General features: G+C 72.4%; 14 protein-coding genes. 6 read left to right on the top strand and 8 right to left on the bottom strand.

Annotated elements, in window-relative coordinates; all coding sequences use genetic code 11:
• Positions 1-30: 30 nt before the first annotated feature.
• From AC0QR5_RS10855 to AC0QR5_RS10835, 5 genes are all read right to left on the bottom strand, one after another.
• Positions 31-309, bottom strand: coding sequence for an HPr family phosphocarrier protein (locus AC0QR5_RS10855; protein ID WP_329862095.1), 279 nt, complete (start codon positions 307-309; stop codon positions 31-33).
• 61 nt (positions 310-370) lie between these two features.
• Entirely contained in the window at positions 371-2,059 is a 1,689-nt protein-coding gene (locus tag AC0QR5_RS10850; protein WP_329862094.1) for a putative PEP-binding protein, read from the bottom strand.
• A gap of 38 nt (positions 2,060-2,097) precedes the next feature.
• On the bottom strand, positions 2,098-4,167 hold the full coding sequence (locus tag AC0QR5_RS10845) for a PTS fructose transporter subunit IIABC (protein WP_329862093.1): 2,070 nt from the start codon (positions 4,165-4,167) through the stop codon (positions 2,098-2,100).
• A gap of 9 nt (positions 4,168-4,176) precedes the next feature.
• Positions 4,177-5,142 carry a 1-phosphofructokinase family hexose kinase gene (locus tag AC0QR5_RS10840; protein ID WP_329862118.1) on the bottom strand — a complete coding sequence of 322 codons (966 nt, stop codon included), beginning with the start codon at positions 5,140-5,142 and terminating at the stop codon, positions 4,177-4,179.
• Between the two features lie 29 nt (positions 5,143-5,171).
• Positions 5,172-5,957: a DeoR/GlpR family DNA-binding transcription regulator gene (locus AC0QR5_RS10835; protein ID WP_329862092.1), complete on the bottom strand. Its 786-nt coding sequence runs from the start codon at positions 5,955-5,957 to the stop codon at positions 5,172-5,174.
• A 294-nt stretch (positions 5,958-6,251) separates the two neighbouring features.
• Here AC0QR5_RS10835 and AC0QR5_RS10830 point away from each other — a divergent pair, with 294 nt between their 5' ends.
• Positions 6,252-8,108: a glycoside hydrolase family 15 protein gene (locus AC0QR5_RS10830; RefSeq protein ID WP_329862091.1), complete on the top strand. Its 1,857-nt coding sequence runs from the start codon at positions 6,252-6,254 to the stop codon at positions 8,106-8,108.
• 4 nt (positions 8,109-8,112) lie between these two features.
• On the opposite strand, the gene AC0QR5_RS10825 is transcribed toward AC0QR5_RS10830, so the two are convergent.
• On the bottom strand, positions 8,113-9,393 hold the full coding sequence (locus AC0QR5_RS10825) for an MFS transporter (protein WP_329862090.1): 1,281 nt from the start codon (positions 9,391-9,393) through the stop codon (positions 8,113-8,115).
• A 98-nt stretch (positions 9,394-9,491) separates the two neighbouring features.
• On the bottom strand, positions 9,492-10,928 hold the full coding sequence (locus AC0QR5_RS10820) for a UDP-glucose dehydrogenase family protein (RefSeq protein ID WP_329862089.1): 1,437 nt from the start codon (positions 10,926-10,928) through the stop codon (positions 9,492-9,494).
• A 149-nt stretch (positions 10,929-11,077) separates the two neighbouring features.
• Here AC0QR5_RS10820 and AC0QR5_RS10815 point away from each other — a divergent pair, with 149 nt between their 5' ends.
• On the top strand, positions 11,078-11,626 hold the full coding sequence (locus AC0QR5_RS10815; RefSeq protein WP_329862088.1) for an acyl-CoA thioesterase: 549 nt from the start codon (positions 11,078-11,080) through the stop codon (positions 11,624-11,626).
• Positions 11,627-11,645: 19 nt separating this feature from the next.
• Here the strand turns inward: AC0QR5_RS10815 and AC0QR5_RS10810 are convergent, their stop codons facing one another.
• Positions 11,646-12,395 carry a FadR/GntR family transcriptional regulator gene (locus AC0QR5_RS10810; protein WP_329862087.1) on the bottom strand — a complete coding sequence of 250 codons (750 nt, stop codon included), beginning with the start codon at positions 12,393-12,395 and terminating at the stop codon, positions 11,646-11,648.
• Between the two features lie 119 nt (positions 12,396-12,514).
• On the opposite strand from AC0QR5_RS10810, the gene AC0QR5_RS10805 reads away from it, so the two are divergent.
• The 4 genes from AC0QR5_RS10805 (at position 12,515) to AC0QR5_RS10790 (ending at position 18,169) form a co-directional block, all read left to right on the top strand.
• Positions 12,515-14,149 (top strand): ABC transporter substrate-binding protein, encoded by a 1,635-nt coding sequence (locus AC0QR5_RS10805; RefSeq protein ID WP_329862086.1) that lies wholly within the window; start codon positions 12,515-12,517, stop codon positions 14,147-14,149.
• A 238-nt stretch (positions 14,150-14,387) separates the two neighbouring features.
• Positions 14,388-15,293, top strand: a complete 906-nt coding sequence (locus AC0QR5_RS10800; protein WP_475372525.1) for an ABC transporter permease — start codon at positions 14,388-14,390, stop codon at positions 15,291-15,293.
• A 3-nt stretch (positions 15,294-15,296) separates the two neighbouring features.
• The gene (locus AC0QR5_RS10795; RefSeq protein ID WP_329862084.1) at positions 15,297-17,342 is read left to right on the top strand and encodes a dipeptide/oligopeptide/nickel ABC transporter permease/ATP-binding protein; all 2,046 of its coding nucleotides are present in this window, start codon (positions 15,297-15,299) and stop codon (positions 17,340-17,342) included.
• Positions 17,339-18,169, top strand: coding sequence for an ABC transporter ATP-binding protein (locus AC0QR5_RS10790; protein WP_329862083.1), 831 nt, complete (start codon positions 17,339-17,341; stop codon positions 18,167-18,169). The genes AC0QR5_RS10795 and AC0QR5_RS10790 overlap by 4 nt, the downstream gene beginning before the upstream one ends.
• Positions 18,170-18,199: the final 30 nt, after the last annotated feature.

Below are 18,199 nucleotides of genomic sequence, written 5' to 3'. Positions count from 1 at the left end.
GGGTTCGTTGGCCCCAGCGTACCCGCGAGGCTATTCGGCGTCGTGGTCCGTTTCGAGGATCGCCACGAGCGCGTCGAGGGCTGCGTCCGCTCCGTCGCCCTCGGCCCGCAGGACCACGCGGGCCCCGTGCTCGGCGCCCAGGCCCATGAGCGAGAGGATGCTCGAGGCGTCCAGCGCGTCCTCGACCGGCTCGCCTTCCAGGGCGATCGTGACCTCGACCGGCTGCTCGGCAGCGGCCTCGGCGAAGATGGCGGCGGGCCGGGCGTGAAGTCCGACGCGGCTGGCGATGGTGGCGATGCGTTCTGCCATGGTGTTCTCCTTGGTTTCGTTGTTCCTGCGTTGTTCCTGCGTTGACGGGCTTGAGTGGAGGCTACAGCCCCAGCGAATCCAGCACGGGGAGCCCGGCGCGCACGGCCTGGCGCGCCTCGGCGGGCCCCTCCGCGGCCAGGGCCAGGGCCGCCAGCTCGCGGGCCCGCCCCGCGTCGACGCTCGCGAGCACCGCGGCCACGGGGGCCAGGGCGCGGGCGGTCATCGACAGCGTCGAGATGCCGAGGCCCACGAGGACGACGGCGAGCGCCGGGTCCGCGGCCGCCTCGCCGCACACGCCGACGGGCTTGGGCGTGGAGCCGCCCGCCTCCGCCGCCCCGCGCACCGTGGCCTCGATGAGCCGCAGGACGGCCGGCTGCCACGGGTCGTTGAGCGCCGCGAGCGGTCCGAGCTGGCGGTCGGCGGCCATCGTGTACTGGGTCAGGTCGTTGGTGCCGATCGAGGCGAAGCCCACGCCGGCGAGGACGTGCCCGGCGCTCACGGCGGCGGAGGGGACCTCGACCATGACGCCCGACGTCTCCAGTCCCGCTTCGGTGCACAGCGCCGCGAAGTCACGGGCCTCGGCCGGCGTGGAGATCATGGGGGCCATGACCCACACCTCGGCCGCGCTGCCGTCCGCCGCCTCGGCGATCGCGGCGAGCTGGCGGGCCAGGACGCCCGGCGTCGCGGCGTCGGTGCGGTAGCCCCGCACGCCGAGTGCGGGGTTCGGCTCGCTCGTGTCGGTGAGGAACGGCAGCGGCTTGTCGGCGCCCGCGTCGAGCGTGCGCACCACGACCTTCTTCCCCTCGAACGCGTCGAACACGCCGCGGTAGGCCTTCACCTGCTCCTCGTGCCCCGGCTCCGTGTCGCGGCCGAGGAAGCAGAACTCCGTCCGGAGCAGCCCGACGCCCTCGGCGCCCTCCGCGGCGGCAGCCACGGCGTCGTCCGCCCCGCCCACGTTCGCCAGGAGCGGCACGCTGGTGCCGTCCGCGAGCGCACCGCGCCCCGTGAACGTCGGCAGCGGCTCGCGGGCGGCGTAGGCCTCCGCGGAGGCGCGGTCCGCGGCGTCCGGCTCCGGCCGCACGAGCCCGGCGGCCCCGTCGACGAACACCTCGGTCCCCTCGGGGATCGCGCCGACGCCGTCCGCCGCGACGACGGCCGGGAGGCCGAGCGCCCGGGCGATGATCGCCGTGTGGGACTGCGGCCCGCCGCCGCTCGTGACGAGTGCGACGACGATGCCCGGGTCGAGCGTCGCCGTGTCCGCGGGTGCCAGGTCCTCCGCGACGAGGACGAACGGGGTCTCCGAGCCGGGGATCCCCGGCGCCGGGACGCCGCGCAGCTCGGCGACGATCCGCGCCCGGACGTCCAGGACGTCGGTGGCCCGCTCGGCCATGTAGCCGCCGAGGGACAGGAGCGAGGACGCGAAGGCCTCGGCCGCCTCCCACACCGCGGACTCGGCGTTGCGGCCCGCGGTGATCAGCTTGGTCGAGTTCTTCCGCAGCATCGAGTCCGTGGCCATGAGGGCGGTCGACTTCAGGACCTCGGCGGCCGCGGGCGCCGCGGAGGCGGCCCGCGCACGGAGCTGATCCGCGACCGCCGCGGCGGCCTCCTTGAGCCGCGCCGCCTCCGTCTCGGCCGTCGCGCCCTCGGGCCAGGCGGCGTCGGAGGCGGGCGGGGCGAGCGGGGCGGGCATGTGCTTGACGGGACCGACGACGCGTCCGGCGCCGACTCCGACTCCGTGGATGGCGTTCATGGTGAACCTCGAATCCTGGGGGGAAGAAGGGACGGGGGTTAGGCCGCTGCCGGGAGGTCCTCGGCGGCCGGGGCACGCTTCACCGCGTAGCGCTTGAGCGCGATCACGGCGAGGGCGGACACCACGGTGCCGACGACGATGGAGAGCACGAACATCAGGAACGGGTTGATCGCGAAGAACACCACGAACCCGCCGTGCGGGGCCTGGGAGCCGACGCCGAACGCCATGGACAGCGCCCCGGTCACGGCCGCGCCGAGCATGCTGGCCGGGATGACGCGCAGCGGATCGGCCGCGGCGAACGGGATGGCGCCCTCGGAGATGAACGCGGAGCCCAGGAACCAGGCGGCCTTGCCGTTCTCCCGCTCGGCGGCGGAGAAGAGCCTGCGGTCCAGGACGGTGGCGAGCGCCATCGCGAGCGGCGGGACCATGCCGGCGGCCATGACCGCGGCCATGATGAGCAGCGGGGCCTGGTTGGTCGCGGTCACGGCGCCGAGGCCGGCGACGGCCACGGAATAGGCGACCTTGTTGACGGGACCGCCGAGATCGAAGGCCATCATGAGGCCCAGGATGATGCCCAGCACCAGGGAGGAGGCGCCGGTCATGGAGTTCAGCCAATCGGTCAGGGCCACCATGAGGGAGGCGATCGGGCCGCCGAGCACCAGGAACATCAGGCCGGACGCCGCGATCGAGGCGAGCAGCGGGATGATGACGACCGGCATGAGCGAGCGCACCACGCGGTTGACCTTCCAGCCGCCCATCCAGCGGGCCGTGTAGCCGGCGAGCAGGCCGCCGACGATGCCGCCGAGGAAGCCGGCACCCATGAATCCGGCGACCGCGCCGGCGACGAAGCCGGGGGCGATGCCCGGCCGGTCGGCGAGGGCGTAGGCGATGTAGCCGGCCAGCGCCGGGACCAGGAAGCCCATGGACAGGCCGCCGATCTTGAACGCGACCGCCCCGAGGTAGGCGCCGAGCGGGCCCCAGGCCGTGTCCGGGAACTCGGTGGGCAGGTTCCACAGCGAGTTGTTGATGGTCATGTCGTCGGCGAAGTCGGTGATGTTGTAGCCGCCCATCAGGAAGCCCAGGGCGATCAGCAGGCCGCCGCCGGCGACGAACGGGATCATGTAGGACACACCCGTGAGCAGGACGCGCTTGAGCTGTCCCCCGAAGGATTCCGACGACGGGGCCCCGCCGTCGGCGCCTTCCCCGCCCTCCGCGGCGGCGGCGACGCGCGTGGACCGCGGGTCGTCGGCCGCGGCGAGCGCGTCGGCGACGAGCTTGGCCGGCTCGTCGATGCCGCGCTTGACCGGCACCTGGATGACGGGCTTGCCGGCGAAGCGGGACTTGTCCCGCACGTCGACGTCGACGGCGAAGATCACGGCGTCGGCCGCGGCGATGACGGCCGGGTCCAGCGCCGTCGAGCCCGCGGAGCCCTGCGTCTCGACCTGGAGGTCCACGCCGGCCTCGGCCGCCGCGGCGACGAGCGAGTCGGCCGCCATGTAGGTGTGGGCGATGCCGGTCGGGCAGGCCGTGACCGCGACGAGGCGGCGCTGCGCGCGCGGCGTGGCGTCCACTGCAGCCGAGCCCCCGGCCGGGGCGGCGTGCTTGCCGGAGGAGGCCCCGGCGTCGTCCGAAGTGGGTGCGGGAGCGGCGGCCGGTGCGGGCGCGACGGCCTCCTGGACCAGTGCGACGATCTCCTCCGGAGTGGAGGCCTCCCGCAGGGCCGCGGTAAAGGGCTTCTTGACGAGCGCGCGGGCCAGCTTGGAGAGGAGCTTGAGGTGCTCCTGGTCCGCGCCCTCCGGGGCGGCGATGAAGAACGCGAGGTCGGCGGGGCCGTCCTTCGCGCCGAAGTCGACCGGCGGGGCCAGCCGCGCCATGGCGAGGGTCGGCTCCGTGACGGCGGCGGAGCGGCAGTGCGGGATCGCGATGCCGCCGGGGACGCCGGTCGCGGTCTTCTGCTCGCGGGCGATCCCGTCGGCGGTGAGGGCGTCGACGTCGGTGGCGCGGCCGGCGTCGACGACGAGCCGCGCGAGCCGGGCGATGACCGCGCCGGTGTCCTCGCCGAGGTTCTGATCGAGGAGCACCAGCTCTGGGGTGATCAACTGGGACATGGTTCTTCCTTAGGGAGTGGTGGTGCGCAGGACGGCGACGCCGACGGCGCCGGGGGTGGTCTGTTCGGGGACGGGGATCGTGGATCCGGGCAGGGAGACGGCGGCGGCGCCGTGCGCGACCGCCTGGGCGAGGCAGCCGGGGGCGTCCGCGCCGGCGGAGTGGGCGATCAGGTAGCCGGCGAGCGAGGAGTCCCCGGCGCCGACCGTGCTGCGCGCGGCGACGGGCGGGTGCGTGCCGTGCCAGGCGCCGGCCGCCGTGGCGAGGACCGCGCCGCGGCCGCCGAGGGTGGCGAGGACGGCGCCCGTGCCGCGGGCGACGAGTTCCGCGGCGGCCGCGGCGGCGCGCGCCGGGTCGGCCTCGAAGTCCTCGTCCGTGCCGGTGAGCTCGGCGAGCTCCTCGGCGTTGGGCTTGGCCAGGTCGGGGGCCGCCGCGCGTCCGGCGGCGAACACGGCGCGGAGCGGGTCTCCGGAGGTGTCGAGCGCGACGAGCGGGGCCTCGGGGCCGAGTTCGTCGCGGACGCGGACGGTGAGCTCGGCGTAGAACGCGGCGGGGACGCCCGGGGGGAGGGAGCCGGCGAGGACGAGCCAGGCGGCGCCGCGGCAGGCGGAGACGACGGCGGTGCCGAGATCGCGCTGCTGCTCCGGACTCAGGACGGGGCCTGGTTCGTTGACCTTGGTGGTGGTGCCGTCGGGCTCGGCGAGCGTGATGTTGCTGCGCAGCGGCTGGCCGACGGGCAGGGCCACGTGGTCCAGGCCGCGCTCGGCCAGGCCCAGCACCACGGGGTCGTTCGGGTCGCCGGGAAGTACGGCGAGGGTCGGCACGCCCGCCGCGGCGAGGGCCGTGGAGACGTTGACGCCCTTGCCCGCGGCCTGCGCCGAGGCGCTGCCGGCGCGCTGGACGCCCCCGCGCTGGAGCGGGCCGGAGAGCTCGACGGTGCGGTCGAGGCTGGGGTTGGCGGTGAGGGTGATGATCATGCGGGCCTGCTCCCGGGGTTCGGAGGTGCTCATGCGAGGACCACGTCGACGTCGGCCGCCGCGAGGGCTTCGGCGAGGGCCGCGGGTGGTTCGGCGTCGGTGACCAGGGTGTCGATGTCCTCCAGCCCGGCGAAGCGGACCAGGGTCTCGACGCCGAGCTTGCTGGAATCGGCGAGGACCACGACCCTGCGGGCCCCCCGGACGATCGCGGATTTGACCGAGGCCTCGAGGGGATCCGGCGTGCTGAGGCCGAATCCGGCGTCGAGCCCGTTGGTGCCGACGAAGGCGATGTCGGGGCGCAGCTGGTCCAGGCGGTCCAGGACCTGGTCGCCGACCGCGGCGCTCGTGAGTCCGCGGACGCGTCCGCCGAGGACCTCGAGGGCGATCTCGGCGGCGGAGGAGATCCGGTAGGCGATCGGCACCGCGTGCGTGATGACCAGCAGTTCGGCGGCGCGCGGACCGGTGGCCGTCTCGGCGAGCAGCTGGGCGAGCAGCTCGGTGGTGGTTCCGGCGTCGATCGCGACCGAGGCGGCGCCGGCGGGGATGAGCTCGAGGGCGCGGGCCGCGATGCGCTGCTTCTCGGAGTGGCGCAGCGTCGTGCGGCGGGAGAGGCTCTCCTCGGCGGTGCTGGCCTGTGCGGCGGGGACGGCGCCGCCGTGGACGCGGCGGACGGTGCCCTGCTGTTCGAGCAGGGCCAGGTCGCGGCGGGCGGTCTCGCGGGTGATGCCGAATTCCTCGGAGAGCGCGGCGACCGTGACCTGCCCGTCGCGGGCGACCATGGCCGTGATGAGGCGGTGGCGTTCCTCGGCCAGCATCGGCAGCCCTCCCGTTCGTGATGCACATCACACGGTGTGACGTGTGGAATCACAGTACCCCCCAAAACGGCGGCAAGTCAACATAAACCCACAAAATGCCAAGCGAGCGCTTCGGGCAGCGCCCTCCACCGGCCATCTCCCCGCGGCCCCCTGCCTCGTGTCGGGGTCGTTGTCCCTCCGCGCGCGGTATTCCAACGTTTTCCCCGACGCCACGGGAGGGGTGGGCGCGCTCGGGGAGGGGCGATCGGGCGTCCCGCCTTGCACCGGGGCCCGCCTGTCCGCTTGGGTGGGGGAATGGCTTCTCCGATCGAGGACTACGCGCTCCTGTCCGACCTGCGAACCGGGGCCCTGGTCTCGCTCAACGGCAGCATCGACTGGCTCTGCCTGCCCCGCTTCGACTCCCCCTCCGTGTTCTCCGCCCTGCTCGGCGACGCGGAGCACGGGCGCTGGCGGCTGGCCCCGAGCGGCGCTCCGGACGACTGCCGCCCGGCCGCGGACGGGAACGACGCCGGGGAGGACGCGCCGACGGTACCGACCGTCGTCGAACGCTCCTACGTGAACTCGACGTTCGTGCTGCGCACCCTCTGGAAGACGGACACGGGCCACGTCCTCGTCACCGACTTCATGCCCGTCGGCGACCGCCGCGCCTCGCTGGCCCGCCGCGTGGAGGGCCTCGCCGGCACCGTGCGGATGACGCAGGAGCTCACGTTCCGCCTCGACTACGGCAAGGTCGTCCCCTGGGTCCGCCGGCACGGCAGCGAGTCGCGCGGCGGCAAGTCGATCGTCGCCGTCGGCGGCCCGGACGCCCTCGTCCTGCACGGCGACCGGCTCCCGCGCGCCCAGGGGCAGCGCCACGAGGGCGAGTTCCTCGTCTCGGCCGGCGAGGTCGTGGACTTCGAGCTCTGCTGGTTCCCGTCCCACCGCGACGTCCCGGAACGGATCGACGTCGGCGCGAGCCTGCAGCAGACCGCGAGCTATTGGCGCAAGTGGGCCCGCGACATCCCGCGGCAGGAGTCCTACGACGCGAACGTGCGCCGCTCGCTGCTGGTGCTGCGCGCGCTGACCCACGAGACGACGGGAGGGATCGTCGCCGCGCCGACCACCTCGCTGCCGGAGGCCTTCGGCGGGGAACGCAATTGGGACTACCGCTTCTGCTGGCTCCGCGACGCCGCCCTGACGCTCGAGGCGATGATGACCCACGGCTACGAGGACGAGGCGCTGCAGTGGCGCAACTGGCTCCTGCGCGCCGTCGCGGGCGACCCCGACGACCTGCAGATCATGTACGGGCTCGCGGGGGAGCGGCGGCTGCCGGAGCGCGAGCTCGAGCACCTGCCCGGCTACGAGGGCTCGCGCCCGGTCCGCGAGGGCAACGGCGCGGTCGACCAGTACCAGGGCGACGTCGTCGGCGAGGTGCTCGTGGCGCTCGAGAAGCTGCGGAACCTGGGCGGGGTGGAGGACCACTTCTCCTGGCCGCTGCAGAAGGCGATGCTCGGCTACGTCGAGCGCAACATCGAGCGCCGGGACCACGGCATCTGGGAGATGCGGGGCGAGCTGAAGCACTTCACGCACTCGCGCGTGATGATGTGGGCGGCGTTCGACCGCGGGGTGCGGGCCGTGCAGGACCACGGGCTCGAGGGTGACGCCGAGACCTGGGCGGTGCTGCGCGACCGCCTCGCCGCCGAGGTCATGGAGCGCGGCTTCAACGAGGAGATCGACAGCTTCACGCAGACCTACGGCGGCACCGAGGTGGACGCCTCGCTGCTCGTGCTCGCGCAGGTCGGGTTCGTGGCCCCCGACGACCCGCGCATGCTCGGCACCGTCGCGCGGATCGAGCGGGACCTGCGCGACGACGCCGGCCTGCTGCTGCGCTACCGCACGCACGACGGCGTCGACGGCCTGCCGCCGGGCGAGCACCCGTTCCTGGCCTGCTCGTTCTGGCTCGTGGAGCAGTATGCGCGCTCGGGCCGGATCGACGACGCCCGGGCGCTCATGGACCAGCTGGTCGGCTACGCGAACGGGCTGGGCCTGATGGCGGAGGAGTACGACGCCGTCAACTCGCGCATGGCGGGCAACTTCCCCCAGGCGTTCTCCCACCTCGCGCTCATCCGGGCCGCCGACGCGATCAACGGCCACGCCCAGCAGGCGGTCTGAGCCCTCAGGCGGAGGCCAACGGGGCCGGTGCGGGATCGGAGTCGAGCGGGTGCTCGATCTCGTCCTGCGGCATCCGGGCGGCGAGCCACGCGATGACGCCGATGACGGGGGAGACCGCGCCGGCGACGACGAAGATGATCCAGAACGGCACGACCTCGCCGATGGGCCCGGCCAGCGCCATGGAGACCGGCATGAGCGCGAGCGAGACGAAGAAGTCCAGGCTGGAGACGCGGCCGAGCATGTGCTGCGGGACGCGGCGCTGCAGGAGCGTTCCCCAGATGACCTGGCCGACGCCGCCCGTCGCGCCGCAGACGAGCAGGATCGCCGCGAGCTGCCAGAACTGGTTGACGAAGCCGACGGCGGCGAGCGGCAGTGCTCCGAAGCCCCACAGCATGATCATCACCGTCAGGTAGCGCCGTGGCAGCCGCAGCGACGCCGTCGTCATCGAGCCGATCGCGGCGCCGATCCCGAGCGCGGCGAGCGCGAAGCCGAACATCTCCGGGCCGCCGTCGAGCTGGCCCGAGATGACGAACGGCAGGAGCACCTCGATGGGGCCGATGAAGCTCAGCACGGAGAGCACGGCGAAGAGCAGCGTCCACAGGAGCCAGGGCGTGCGCACGGTGTAGACGACGCCCTCGCGCAGGTCGGCGACGACGCTCGGCCGCACGTCCCCCGGGGCCAGGTGCTCGTCGTATCGGCGGTCGTGGTGGACCAGGTTCAGGATCACGAATGCGACGGCGTGGCACACGGCGACGCCGGCGATCGCGTGTGCGGGGGCCAGGGCGCCGACGATCATGCCGGCCGCGGCGGGGCCGGCGGCCTGCTGGAGCACGGGGCGCATGGTGCCCTCCATGCCGTTCGCGGCGAGGAGGTCCTGTGGGGGGAGGATGCGCGGCAGGAGGGCGGAGTAGGCGGGGAAGAAGAACGCGGCTCCGGCTCCCTGGATGAACCCGGCGACGGCGAGGTGCCACAGCTCGATGACGCCGGTCAGCGCGAGCACGGCGGTCGAGGCCATCACGGCCAGGCTGACGGCCTCGACGACGATGATGATGCGCCGGCAGGAGAGCCGGTCGGCCGCGATCCCGCCGACGAGCACGAGCGCGAGCAGGCCGATGCTCGTCGCGGTCGCGACGATCGAGAGCTGGGCCGGCCCGCCGCCGAGGCCCTTGACCTGGTAGACCATGGCCACGGCCCACATGCCGTGCCCGAAGACGCTGATGGCGAGCGCGGTGATGAGGATGCGGTAGTCGCGGTGGGCGAAGGGCCGCAGGGCGCGCGGTGCCATGGTGTCTCTCCGGGGTGCGTGGGTGGAGTCGTGGGGGCGCGCCGGAGTGGACCGGGCGCGCCGATGCCAGTCTGCGCCTAGTGGTTGGGTTTTGTCAATCAGTGTGCGGTGCCGGCTGCCATCAGGTCCCGCGGCCCGCCCGGACGGTGGGGGAGCGGCTCAAGCGACGGGGCTGCGGTCCGGGGTGCGGTCTCCGGTGCCGATCCGTCCGGCACCGCGCGCCGGCCGAGGGCCGCGACGTCCCATCCGGCGGCTTCCCAGGTGGCGGGGTCCAGGACGTTGCGGCCGTCGATGAGGCGGCGGTGGGCGACGAGGCCGGCGAGGTCCGCGGGGGCCAGGGCCTTGAACTCGGCCCATTCGGTGAGCAGGATGACCAGGTCCGCGCCTGTGGCGGCCTGGGTGAGGGAGTCGACGTAGTTCAGGCGGGGGAATCGCTTGGCGGCGTTGGCGTTGGCCTGGGGGTCGTAGACGTTCACGTCGGCGCCGGCGTTGAAGAGGCGGGCGGCGACGTCGAGGGCGGGGGAGTCGCGGACGTCGTCGGAATCGGGTTTGAAGGCGGTGCCGAGGATCCCGATCGTGCGCCCGGCGAGCGGACCGGCCATCTGCTCGGCCAGGTGGACCACGCGGTCGCGGCGGCGGGCGTTGATCTCGTCGACCTCGCCGAGGAAGCGCATCGAGCGGTCCAGGCCGAGCTCGCTGACGCGGGCCTGGAGGGCGCGGATGTCCTTGGGCAGGCAGCCGCCGCCGAATCCGACGCCGGCGTTGAGGAAGCGGCGGCCGATCCGGGCGTCGTGGCCGATCGCGTCGGCGAGGGTGCGGATGTCCCCGCCGACGGCCTCGGTGACCTCGGAGAAGGCGTTGATGAAGGAGATCTTGGTGGCGAGGAAGGCGTTGGCGGCGACCTTGACGAGCTCGGCGGTCTCGAGGTCGGTGCTGATGAACGGGGTCCCTGTCTCGAGGGCGGCGGCGTAGACGCGGCGCAGCACGGCCTCGGCGCGGCCGTCGTCGTCGGTGCCGATCACGAGCCGGTCCGGGGCCAGGGTGTCCTTGACGGCGAAGCCCTCGCGGAGGAACTCGGGGTTCCAGGCCAGGCCGATCTCGACGTCGTGGGCGCGGTGCTCCTGGACGAGGCCGGCGAGTCGGCGGGCGGTGCCGACGGGGACGGTGGACTTGCCCACGATGAGCGCGTCCCGGGTGATGTTCTCGGCCAGCGCGGTGACCGCTGCGTCGACGTAGGTCAGGTCGGCCCCGTACTGGCCGGGCCGCTGCGGGGTGCCGACGCCGATGAAGTGCACGTCGCCGAACGCACCGGCCTCGGCGTAGGAGGTCGTGAAGCGCAGCCGGCCGGAGTCGACGTGGCGGCGCAGCAGTTCCGGGAGGCCGGGTTCGTGGAAGGGCAGCTCCCCGCGCGAGAGCGCGTCGACCTTCGCCGGGTCCACGTCCACGCCGAGGACCTCGAAGCCGAGCTCGGCCATGCACGCGGCATGGGTGGCGCCGAGGTATCCGGTACCGATCACGGTGATGGCCAGGGTCATGTCCCCCACGTCCTTCCCTCATTCCGGGGCCGGGTGCCCCGTGTGGGGCAAGTCAAGCAACGCCGGATGAGCGGAGGATGAGCGCGGGATGAGCGGAAGATGAGAACACGGCATGGCGCCCGGATGTTACCCGCGAGTAGTATGAGGGGATGCACCTGATCTTCCGGTTCCTGCACCTGCTCCTGACCGCGCGCCGGCGCCCGAAGCTCGGGCTGTTCGACGCCGCCACGACGCCGGGCCGCGCGCTCCTGACGGACATCGACCTCGCCGGGCACATCAACAACGGGATGTACTTCTCGCTCTTCGACCTCGGCCGCTTCGACCTCATGATGCGCGCGGGCGCGTGGGACGTCATGAAGCGCAAGGGCTGGTCGCCCGTCGTCCAGGCGGAGACCATCACCTTCCGCAAGTCGGTGGTGCTCCACCAGCGCTTCACGCAGGAGACGCGGATCGCGGGGATGGACGAGCGCTGCATCTACTTCGAGCAGCGGATCGTCGTGGACGGGGAGGTCTACGTGCGGGCCGTCATGGCCACGCGCCTGCTCTCGAAGAAGGGCCCCGTGCCGAACGAGGAGATCCTCGCCGCGATGGGCGTCGAGCCCCCCGCGGACCTCGCCCTGCCCGACTGGGTCGGGGACTGGAGGAGTGCGACGGCGTTGCCCGGCTCCCGCAGGCCCGCCCCCCACGTCTGGGGCTGAGGCCCGGGGAGCCCTGGGCTCAGGCGCCGCCCGCGAAGACGGCGAGGCGGCCGCGGATGCCGTCGAAGTGGCGGTTCATGAGCTCGGAGGCGAGCGGCTTGTCGCGGGCGGTCACCGCATCGAGGATGTCGCGGTGGATCCGCGCCGTGTCCCGCAGGTCCTCGCCGCCGTCGGAATCCGCGACCGCTCCCGTGCCGACGGCGTCGTGGATGGTGCGGTAGACCTGCCAGAAGACGCCGAGCAGGTTGGTCAGCAGCTCGTTCTCGAGGCAGCTGAAGAGCAGCCGGTGGAATTCCTGGTCCGCGGCGACGAAGTTCTCGCCCGCCTCCGCGCGCCGCTCCATCTCCGTGACGGCGGCGTCGAGGGCCGCGAGCTGCTCCGGCGTGGCCGCGTCGATCGCCGAGCCGATGAGCCCGGCCTCGAGCGCCTGCCGGACCTCGACGAGCTCGCTCGCCTCGTGGCCCTTGTGCTGCAGGGACATGCGGCCGCGGAACGTCAGGCTGTCCGCGAGGGCGGAGAGGTTGTCGTTCGCCACGAACATCCCGAACCCGTGGCGGATCTCGACGACTCCGAGGGCCTGGAGCACCTTGATCGACTCGCGCAGGGTGTTCCGTCCCACGCCGAGCTCCGCGGTGAGCTCCTGCTCCGTCGGCAGGGCGTCGCCCGGGAGCAGGCCGCGTTCCAGTATCAGCTCCATGATGTCGCTTGTCAGTGCGCGCAGCCGCTGCTGCGCACCCAACCGGACGTGGCGCGTCGGCGTCGTCGTCATGTGATGCTCCTCTTTTCTCGATGGCGGGACTTGACCTCTGTCTGTGACCCCGCTTACAGTCTAACTCATCGCATCGGACATCCTACGTCCGATATTCACCGTTCTAGAATGAGGTCACCATGTCTCTCAGCGAAATCGCTGCCAAAGAAGGCAGCCGCCGGAACTTCCTCAAGGTCTCCGGCCTCATGGGTGCCGCGGCCGCCTTCTCCGCGACCATCGCCGCTTGCGGCGGTCCGTCCGGCACCGCCGCGACCACGTCGGCCGCGTCGGGCGCAGCCGGCGGGGGAGCGGCAGCGGGCGGCACGATCGAGGCGGGCATCTCCTACGCCCTGTCCACGGGCTTCGACCCGATGACCTCCTCCGGCGCCACCCCGTTCGCCGCCAACATGCACGTCTTCGAGGGCCTCGTCGACCTGCACCCGGCCACCCGCGAGCCCTACCTCGCCCTCGCTGCGTCCGAGCCGTCCCAGGTCGACGACACCACGTGGGAGGTCGCCCTCCGCTCGGGCGCCACCTTCCACAACGGCGACCCCGTCACCGTGGAAGACGTCGTCTACTCGTTCGAGCGCGTCCTGGACACGGAGAACGCCTCCCTGTTCGCCCAGTTCATCCCGTTCATCGACTCGGTCGAGGCCAAGGGCGAGGACACCGTCGTCTTCAAGCTCAAGTACGCCTTCCCGCTGTTCCCGACCCGCATCTCCGTGGTCAAGGTGGTCCCGAAGTCGGTGGCCTCCGCCGACCAGGCGGCGTTCGACGCCCAGCCGATCGGCTCGGGCCCGTGGAAGCTCGTCTCCGCGACGAAGGACGACAAGATCGTCTTCGAGAAGTTCGAGGACTACAACGGCTCGCAGGCCGCGACCGCCGACAGCATGACCTGGTTCCTGCTCTCCGACGCCGCCGCCCGCGTGACCGCCGCCGAGTCGGGCCGCGTCCAGGCCATCGAGGACGTGCCCTACCTCGACGTCGACCGCCTGAAGTCCAAGCTGACCGTCGAGTCCGTGCAGTCCTTCGGCCTGCTGTTCCTGATGTTCAACTGCTCCGACGAGCGCTTCGCCGACAAGCGCGTCCGCCAGGCGCTGCACTTCGGCCTGGACACGCAGACCATCATCGACCGCGCGCTGCTGGGCAACGCCAAGCAGGCCACGTCCTACGTGCAGGACACCCACCCGCAGTACGAGGCCGCAGCGGGCCAGTACGACTACGACGCCGCGAAGGCCGAGTCCCTGCTCAAGGAAGCCGGCGTCACGAGCCTCGAGTTCGAGCTGCTCACCACGGACACCGCCTGGGTCAAGGACGTCGCCCCGCTCATCCTCGAGTCCTGGAACAAGCTCCCGGGCGTCAACGTCACCATGAAGAACCTGCAGTCCGGCGCGCTGTACGGCGAGAACGTCGACACGGGCAACTTCACCGTCGTCGCCGCCCCGGGCGATCCCTCGGTCTTCGGCAACGACCTCGACCTGCTCCTGAGCTGGTGGTACCGCGGCGACGTCTGGCCGAAGAACCGCTTCCGCTGGAGCGAGACGGCCGAGTACAAGACCCTCCAGGCCAAGCTCGACGAGGCCGTCCAGGCCTCCGACGAGGCCGGCGCCAAGGCGGCCTGGAAGGAGGCGATCGACCTCATCTCGGAGGAGGTCCCGCTGTACCCGCTCTTCCACCGCCAGCTCCCCACCGCGTGGGATCCGGAGCGGCTCGACGGCTTCCAGCCGCTGCCGACCACCGGCGTCTCGTTCGTGGGCGTCACCCCCAAGGCCTAGTCGCACCGCCGTCGTCCTGAACCGCAAGGACGGGACGACGGCGGCGCCGGCCTGCCCCGGGACATCCCCGCTCCGCGCCCGTCCCCCGGCGGGCGCGGACCGGCGTTCCGGTTTGGCGGGGGCCGCGTTCCCCCCACGCGCCCCCGCCCCCCGCTTCCACCCTTCCCCAACACATCGGAGTCCTACCGTGGGAACCCTCCTGCGACTGCTGTTGCGCCGCCTGGCCGCGTTGCCGCTGATGATCCTGGGCGTCACGTTCCTCGTGTTCGTGATCCTGAAGCTCGCCCCCGGCGACGAGGCCACGACGGCGCTCGGCGACGGCGCGAGCGAGGCGGCCAAGGAGGCCTACCGCGCCGAGCGCGGGCTGAACCTCCCGCTGCCCGTCCAGTACTTCGCCTTCCTCGGCCGCCTGCTCGTGCTGGACTTCGGCAACACGACGCCGCCGGCCCGCCCCGTCGCCGACATGATCGCCCAGGCCTTCCCCCTGACGCTGCAGCTGACGTTCCTCGGCGTGCTCATCGCGATCGCCATCTCCCTCGTCTTCGGCGTCGTCGCCGCTCTCTACCGGGACAAGGCGCCCGACCAGCTGATCCGCGTCTTCTCGATCGCCGCCGTCGCCACCCCGTCCTTCTGGCTCGGCATCCTGCTCATCCAGTGGCTCGCCCTCGGCTCCAATCCCCTCTTCCCCTCCGGCGGCATGCCCCCGGCCGGCTCCGGGTTCGGCCCGTGGCTGTCCCACATGGCGCTTCCGGCCTTCGCCCTCGCGATCCCCGTCTCCGCCTCCCTCATCCGCGTGGTCCGCACGTCGATGGTCGAGGAGCTCGACAAGGACTACGTCCGCACCGCGATCGGCAACGGCGTCCCGCGCCAGGAGGTCGTCAGCCGCAACGTGCTCCGCAACGCGCTCGTGACCCCCGTGACCGTGCTCGGCCTGCGGATCGGCTACCTGCTCGGCGGCGCCGTGGTCATCGAGATGATCTTCTCGCTGCCCGGCATGGGCCAGCTCATCCTCAACGGCATCACGGCCCACGACGTCAACCTGGTCCAGGGCGTGGTCCTGACCATCGCCGTGACGTTCGTCCTGGTCAACATCCTCGTCGACCTCGTGTACCTGCTGATCAACCCCCGCATTAGGACGGTGTAACCCATGGCTCCCCTGGCACCCCGCAACGGGCTCGTGGCGCGCCTGAGCTCCGGCGCGGTCCGCTTCACGGCCCTCCCGCTCGGCTCCAAGCTGGCGCTGCTGTTCCTGCTCCTCATCTGCGTCGCCGCGGCCCTGGCCCCCGTCCTGGCCCCGCACGACCCGCTGGCCTCCGGGATCCCGGCCCAGCGCCCCTCGGCGGAGAACCTCTTCGGCACCGACCGGCTCGGCCGGGACATCTTCTCCCGCCTGCTCTACGGCGCGCAGTCCTCGCTCATGATCGGCCTCGGCGCCGTGGGCCTGGCCCTCGTCGTCGGCTCCCTGCTCGGCGCGCTCGCCGCGACGAGCAGCAAGTGGGCCAACGAGACCATCATGCGCATCATGGACATGCTCATGGCGTTCCCGGGCATCGCCCTCGCCGCCGCGCTCCTGGCGTCGCTCGGCAACAGCATCCCCGTCATCATCCTCGCGATCGCGGTCATCTACGTCCCCCAGATCGCCCGCGTCGTCCGCGCCAACGTGCTCTCCCAGTGGGGCGAGGACTACGTCCGCGCCGAACGCGTCATCGGCGCCGGCCGCTTCTTCATCCTCGGCCGGCACATCGTGCGCAACTGCGCCGCCCCCGTGCTCGTCTTCGCGACCGTGATGGTCGCCGACGCGATCATCCTCGAGGCGTCCCTGTCCTTCCTCGGCGCGGGCGTCCAGGACCCCGCCCCCTCGTGGGGCAACGTGATCTCCTACGGACGCACCCTGGTCCTCAACGGCGCCTGGTGGGCCACGACCTTCGCCGGCCTCGTCATCCTGCTCACCGTCCTGGCGCTCAACGTCCTGGCCGAGGGCATGACCGACGCGCTCGTGAACCCCCGGCTGCGCAAGAAGACCAAGGTCGCCGACACCGCCGTGGAGGCCGGCCAGGCCGCCGCGACGACCTTCGCCGCCGCCGACACGGGCGACGCCGAACGGGCCCGCCTCGCCGCGGAGCTGGACCAGCTCGCCGCCGTCGAGTCCTCGCGCTCCGACCGGCTCGCGCTCGACGCGACCCACGGTGCCCCGCGCCCGGTCCTCGAGGTCAGGAACCTGTCCATCCGCTTCCCGGAGCGCTTCGGCGAGACGGCGATCGTGGACGACGTCTCCTTCACCGTCCGCGAGGGCGAGACGATGGGCCTCGTCGGCGAGTCCGGCTGCGGCAAGTCGATCACCTCGCTCGCCATCATGGGCCTGCTGCCCCCGACGGCCCGGATCAGCGGCTCCATCACCTTCGAGGGCCGGGAGCTGCTGCCCCCGGACGGCAAGGGCGGAACGCGCGCCGGCGACGACTCGGTCTACAAGGGGCTGCGCGGTGAGCAGATCGCGATGGTCTACCAGGACGCCCTGTCCTCGCTGAACCCGTCGATGCTCATCAAGGACCAGCTCGAGCAGCTCACGCGCCGCAACGGGCGCAAGAGCCCGGCCGAGCTCCTCGAGCTCGTCAAGCTCGACCCGAAGCGCACCCTGAAGTCCTACCCGCACGAGCTCTCGGGCGGCCAGCGCCAGCGCGTGCTGATCGCCATGGCCCTCTCCCGCAGCCCCAAGCTCGTGGTCTGCGACGAGCCGACCACGGCCCTGGACGTGACGGTGCAGAAGCAGGTCGTGGACCTGCTCAACGAACTGCGCGAGCAACTCGGCTTCGCCATGGTGTTCGTGAGCCACGACCTCGCGCTCGTCGCCTCCCTCGCGCACCGCGTCACGGTGATGTACGCCGGGCAGGTCGTCGAGTCCGGCTCCGTCCGCTCCGTGCTGACCCGCCCGACCCACGAGTACACGCGCGGCCTGCTCGGCGCCGTGCTCTCGATCGAGTCGGGTGCGGAGCGGCTGCACCAGATCCCCGGCACGGTGCCCAGCCCGTACGACTTCGCCGCGGGCGACCGCTTCGCCGAGCGCTCCACGCGCCCCGGCGCCGACCCCGACCAGCAGCTCGCCTTCACGCCCGTCGAGGGCTCGGAGGACCACTTCTGGGCCAGCCACCTCGCCGGATCCACGCCCGGCACCACCACGGAAGGAGGCGTCCGATGAGCGAGGCGAGCACCCCCGGCCCGCACCGGGCCGAACCCGTCATCGAGCTGAAGGACATCCACGTCCACCACCGGGCGCGCTCCGGCTCGATCTTCAAGCCGACGATCGTCAAGGCCGTCAACGGCGTGGACTTCAGCATCGGCCGCGGGGAGACCGTCGGGATCGTGGGCGAGTCCGGCTGCGGCAAGTCCACCCTCGCCTCGGTCCTCGTGGGCCTGCAGGCGCCGACCTCCGGAGAGGTGCTCTTCCGCGGCAAGCCGGCGCTGAAGCGCAACGCCGCCCTGCGCAAGGAGTTCGGGCGCAGCGTCTCCGTGGTCTTCCAGGACCCCGCCACGGCCCTGAACCCGCGCATGCAGATCAAGGACATCCTCACGGACCCCCTCACCGTGCACGGGATCGGCAGCTCCGCGAGCCGCGCCCAGCGCGTCAAGGAGCTCCTCGCCCTCGTGGGCCTGCCGGCCTCCGCCGCCGGGGCCTTCCCGAACCAGATCTCCGGCGGCCAGCGGCAGCGCGTCGCGATCGCCCGCGCCCTGGCCCTGGACCCGGACATCATCGTCGCCGACGAGCCGACCTCGGCCCTCGACGTCTCCGTGCGGGCCCAGGTGCTGAACCTGCTCTCCGACCTCAAGTCGGAACTGAACCTCGGCATGGTCTTCATCTCCCACGACATCCAGACCGTCCGCTACGTCTCGGACCGGATCTGCGTCATGAACGCCGGCGAGATCGTCGAGGAGGGCAGCGCGGAACAGGTCTTCGACCGCCCGTCCAACGCGTACACCAAGACCCTGCTCGGGGCCGCCCCCTCGCTCCTGCACCTGCCCGCCTAGGCGCCGTCCGGCGTCGTACCCCCGCCGCCT

It is taken from the genome of Arthrobacter sp. J156 (assembly GCF_056172865.1).
The sequence above is the reverse complement of the archived record's forward strand: the minus strand, read 5'-3'. Positions and strand labels throughout refer to the sequence as shown.

What these genes read in the sequence shown, in the direction of transcription:
- AC0QR5_RS10835 (WP_329862092.1), bottom strand. Translation starts at nt 5,957, where the DNA reads ATGCTGGCCGAGGAACGCCACCGCCTCATCACGGCCATGGTCGCCCGC.
- AC0QR5_RS10815 (WP_329862088.1), top strand. Translation starts at nt 11,078, where the DNA reads ATGCACCTGATCTTCCGGTTCCTGCACCTGCTCCTGACCGCGCGCCGG.
- AC0QR5_RS10810 (WP_329862087.1), bottom strand. Translation starts at nt 12,395, where the DNA reads ATGACGACGACGCCGACGCGCCACGTCCGGTTGGGTGCGCAGCAGCGG.
- AC0QR5_RS10800 (WP_475372525.1), top strand. Translation starts at nt 14,388, where the DNA reads ATGATCCTGGGCGTCACGTTCCTCGTGTTCGTGATCCTGAAGCTCGCC.
- AC0QR5_RS10845 (WP_329862093.1), bottom strand. Translation starts at nt 4,167, where the DNA reads ATGTCCCAGTTGATCACCCCAGAGCTGGTGCTCCTCGATCAGAACCTC.
- AC0QR5_RS10825 (WP_329862090.1), bottom strand. Translation starts at nt 9,393, where the DNA reads ATGGCACCGCGCGCCCTGCGGCCCTTCGCCCACCGCGACTACCGCATC.
- AC0QR5_RS10855 (WP_329862095.1), bottom strand. Translation starts at nt 309, where the DNA reads ATGGCAGAACGCATCGCCACCATCGCCAGCCGCGTCGGACTTCACGCC.
- AC0QR5_RS10790 (WP_329862083.1), top strand. Translation starts at nt 17,339, where the DNA reads ATGAGCGAGGCGAGCACCCCCGGCCCGCACCGGGCCGAACCCGTCATC.
- AC0QR5_RS10830 (WP_329862091.1), top strand. Translation starts at nt 6,252, where the DNA reads ATGGCTTCTCCGATCGAGGACTACGCGCTCCTGTCCGACCTGCGAACC.
- AC0QR5_RS10805 (WP_329862086.1), top strand. Translation starts at nt 12,515, where the DNA reads ATGTCTCTCAGCGAAATCGCTGCCAAAGAAGGCAGCCGCCGGAACTTC.
- AC0QR5_RS10820 (WP_329862089.1), bottom strand. Translation starts at nt 10,928, where the DNA reads ATGACCCTGGCCATCACCGTGATCGGTACCGGATACCTCGGCGCCACC.
- AC0QR5_RS10840 (WP_329862118.1), bottom strand. Translation starts at nt 5,142, where the DNA reads ATGATCATCACCCTCACCGCCAACCCCAGCCTCGACCGCACCGTCGAG.
- AC0QR5_RS10795 (WP_329862084.1), top strand. Translation starts at nt 15,297, where the DNA reads ATGGCTCCCCTGGCACCCCGCAACGGGCTCGTGGCGCGCCTGAGCTCC.
- AC0QR5_RS10850 (WP_329862094.1), bottom strand. Translation starts at nt 2,059, where the DNA reads ATGAACGCCATCCACGGAGTCGGAGTCGGCGCCGGACGCGTCGTCGGT.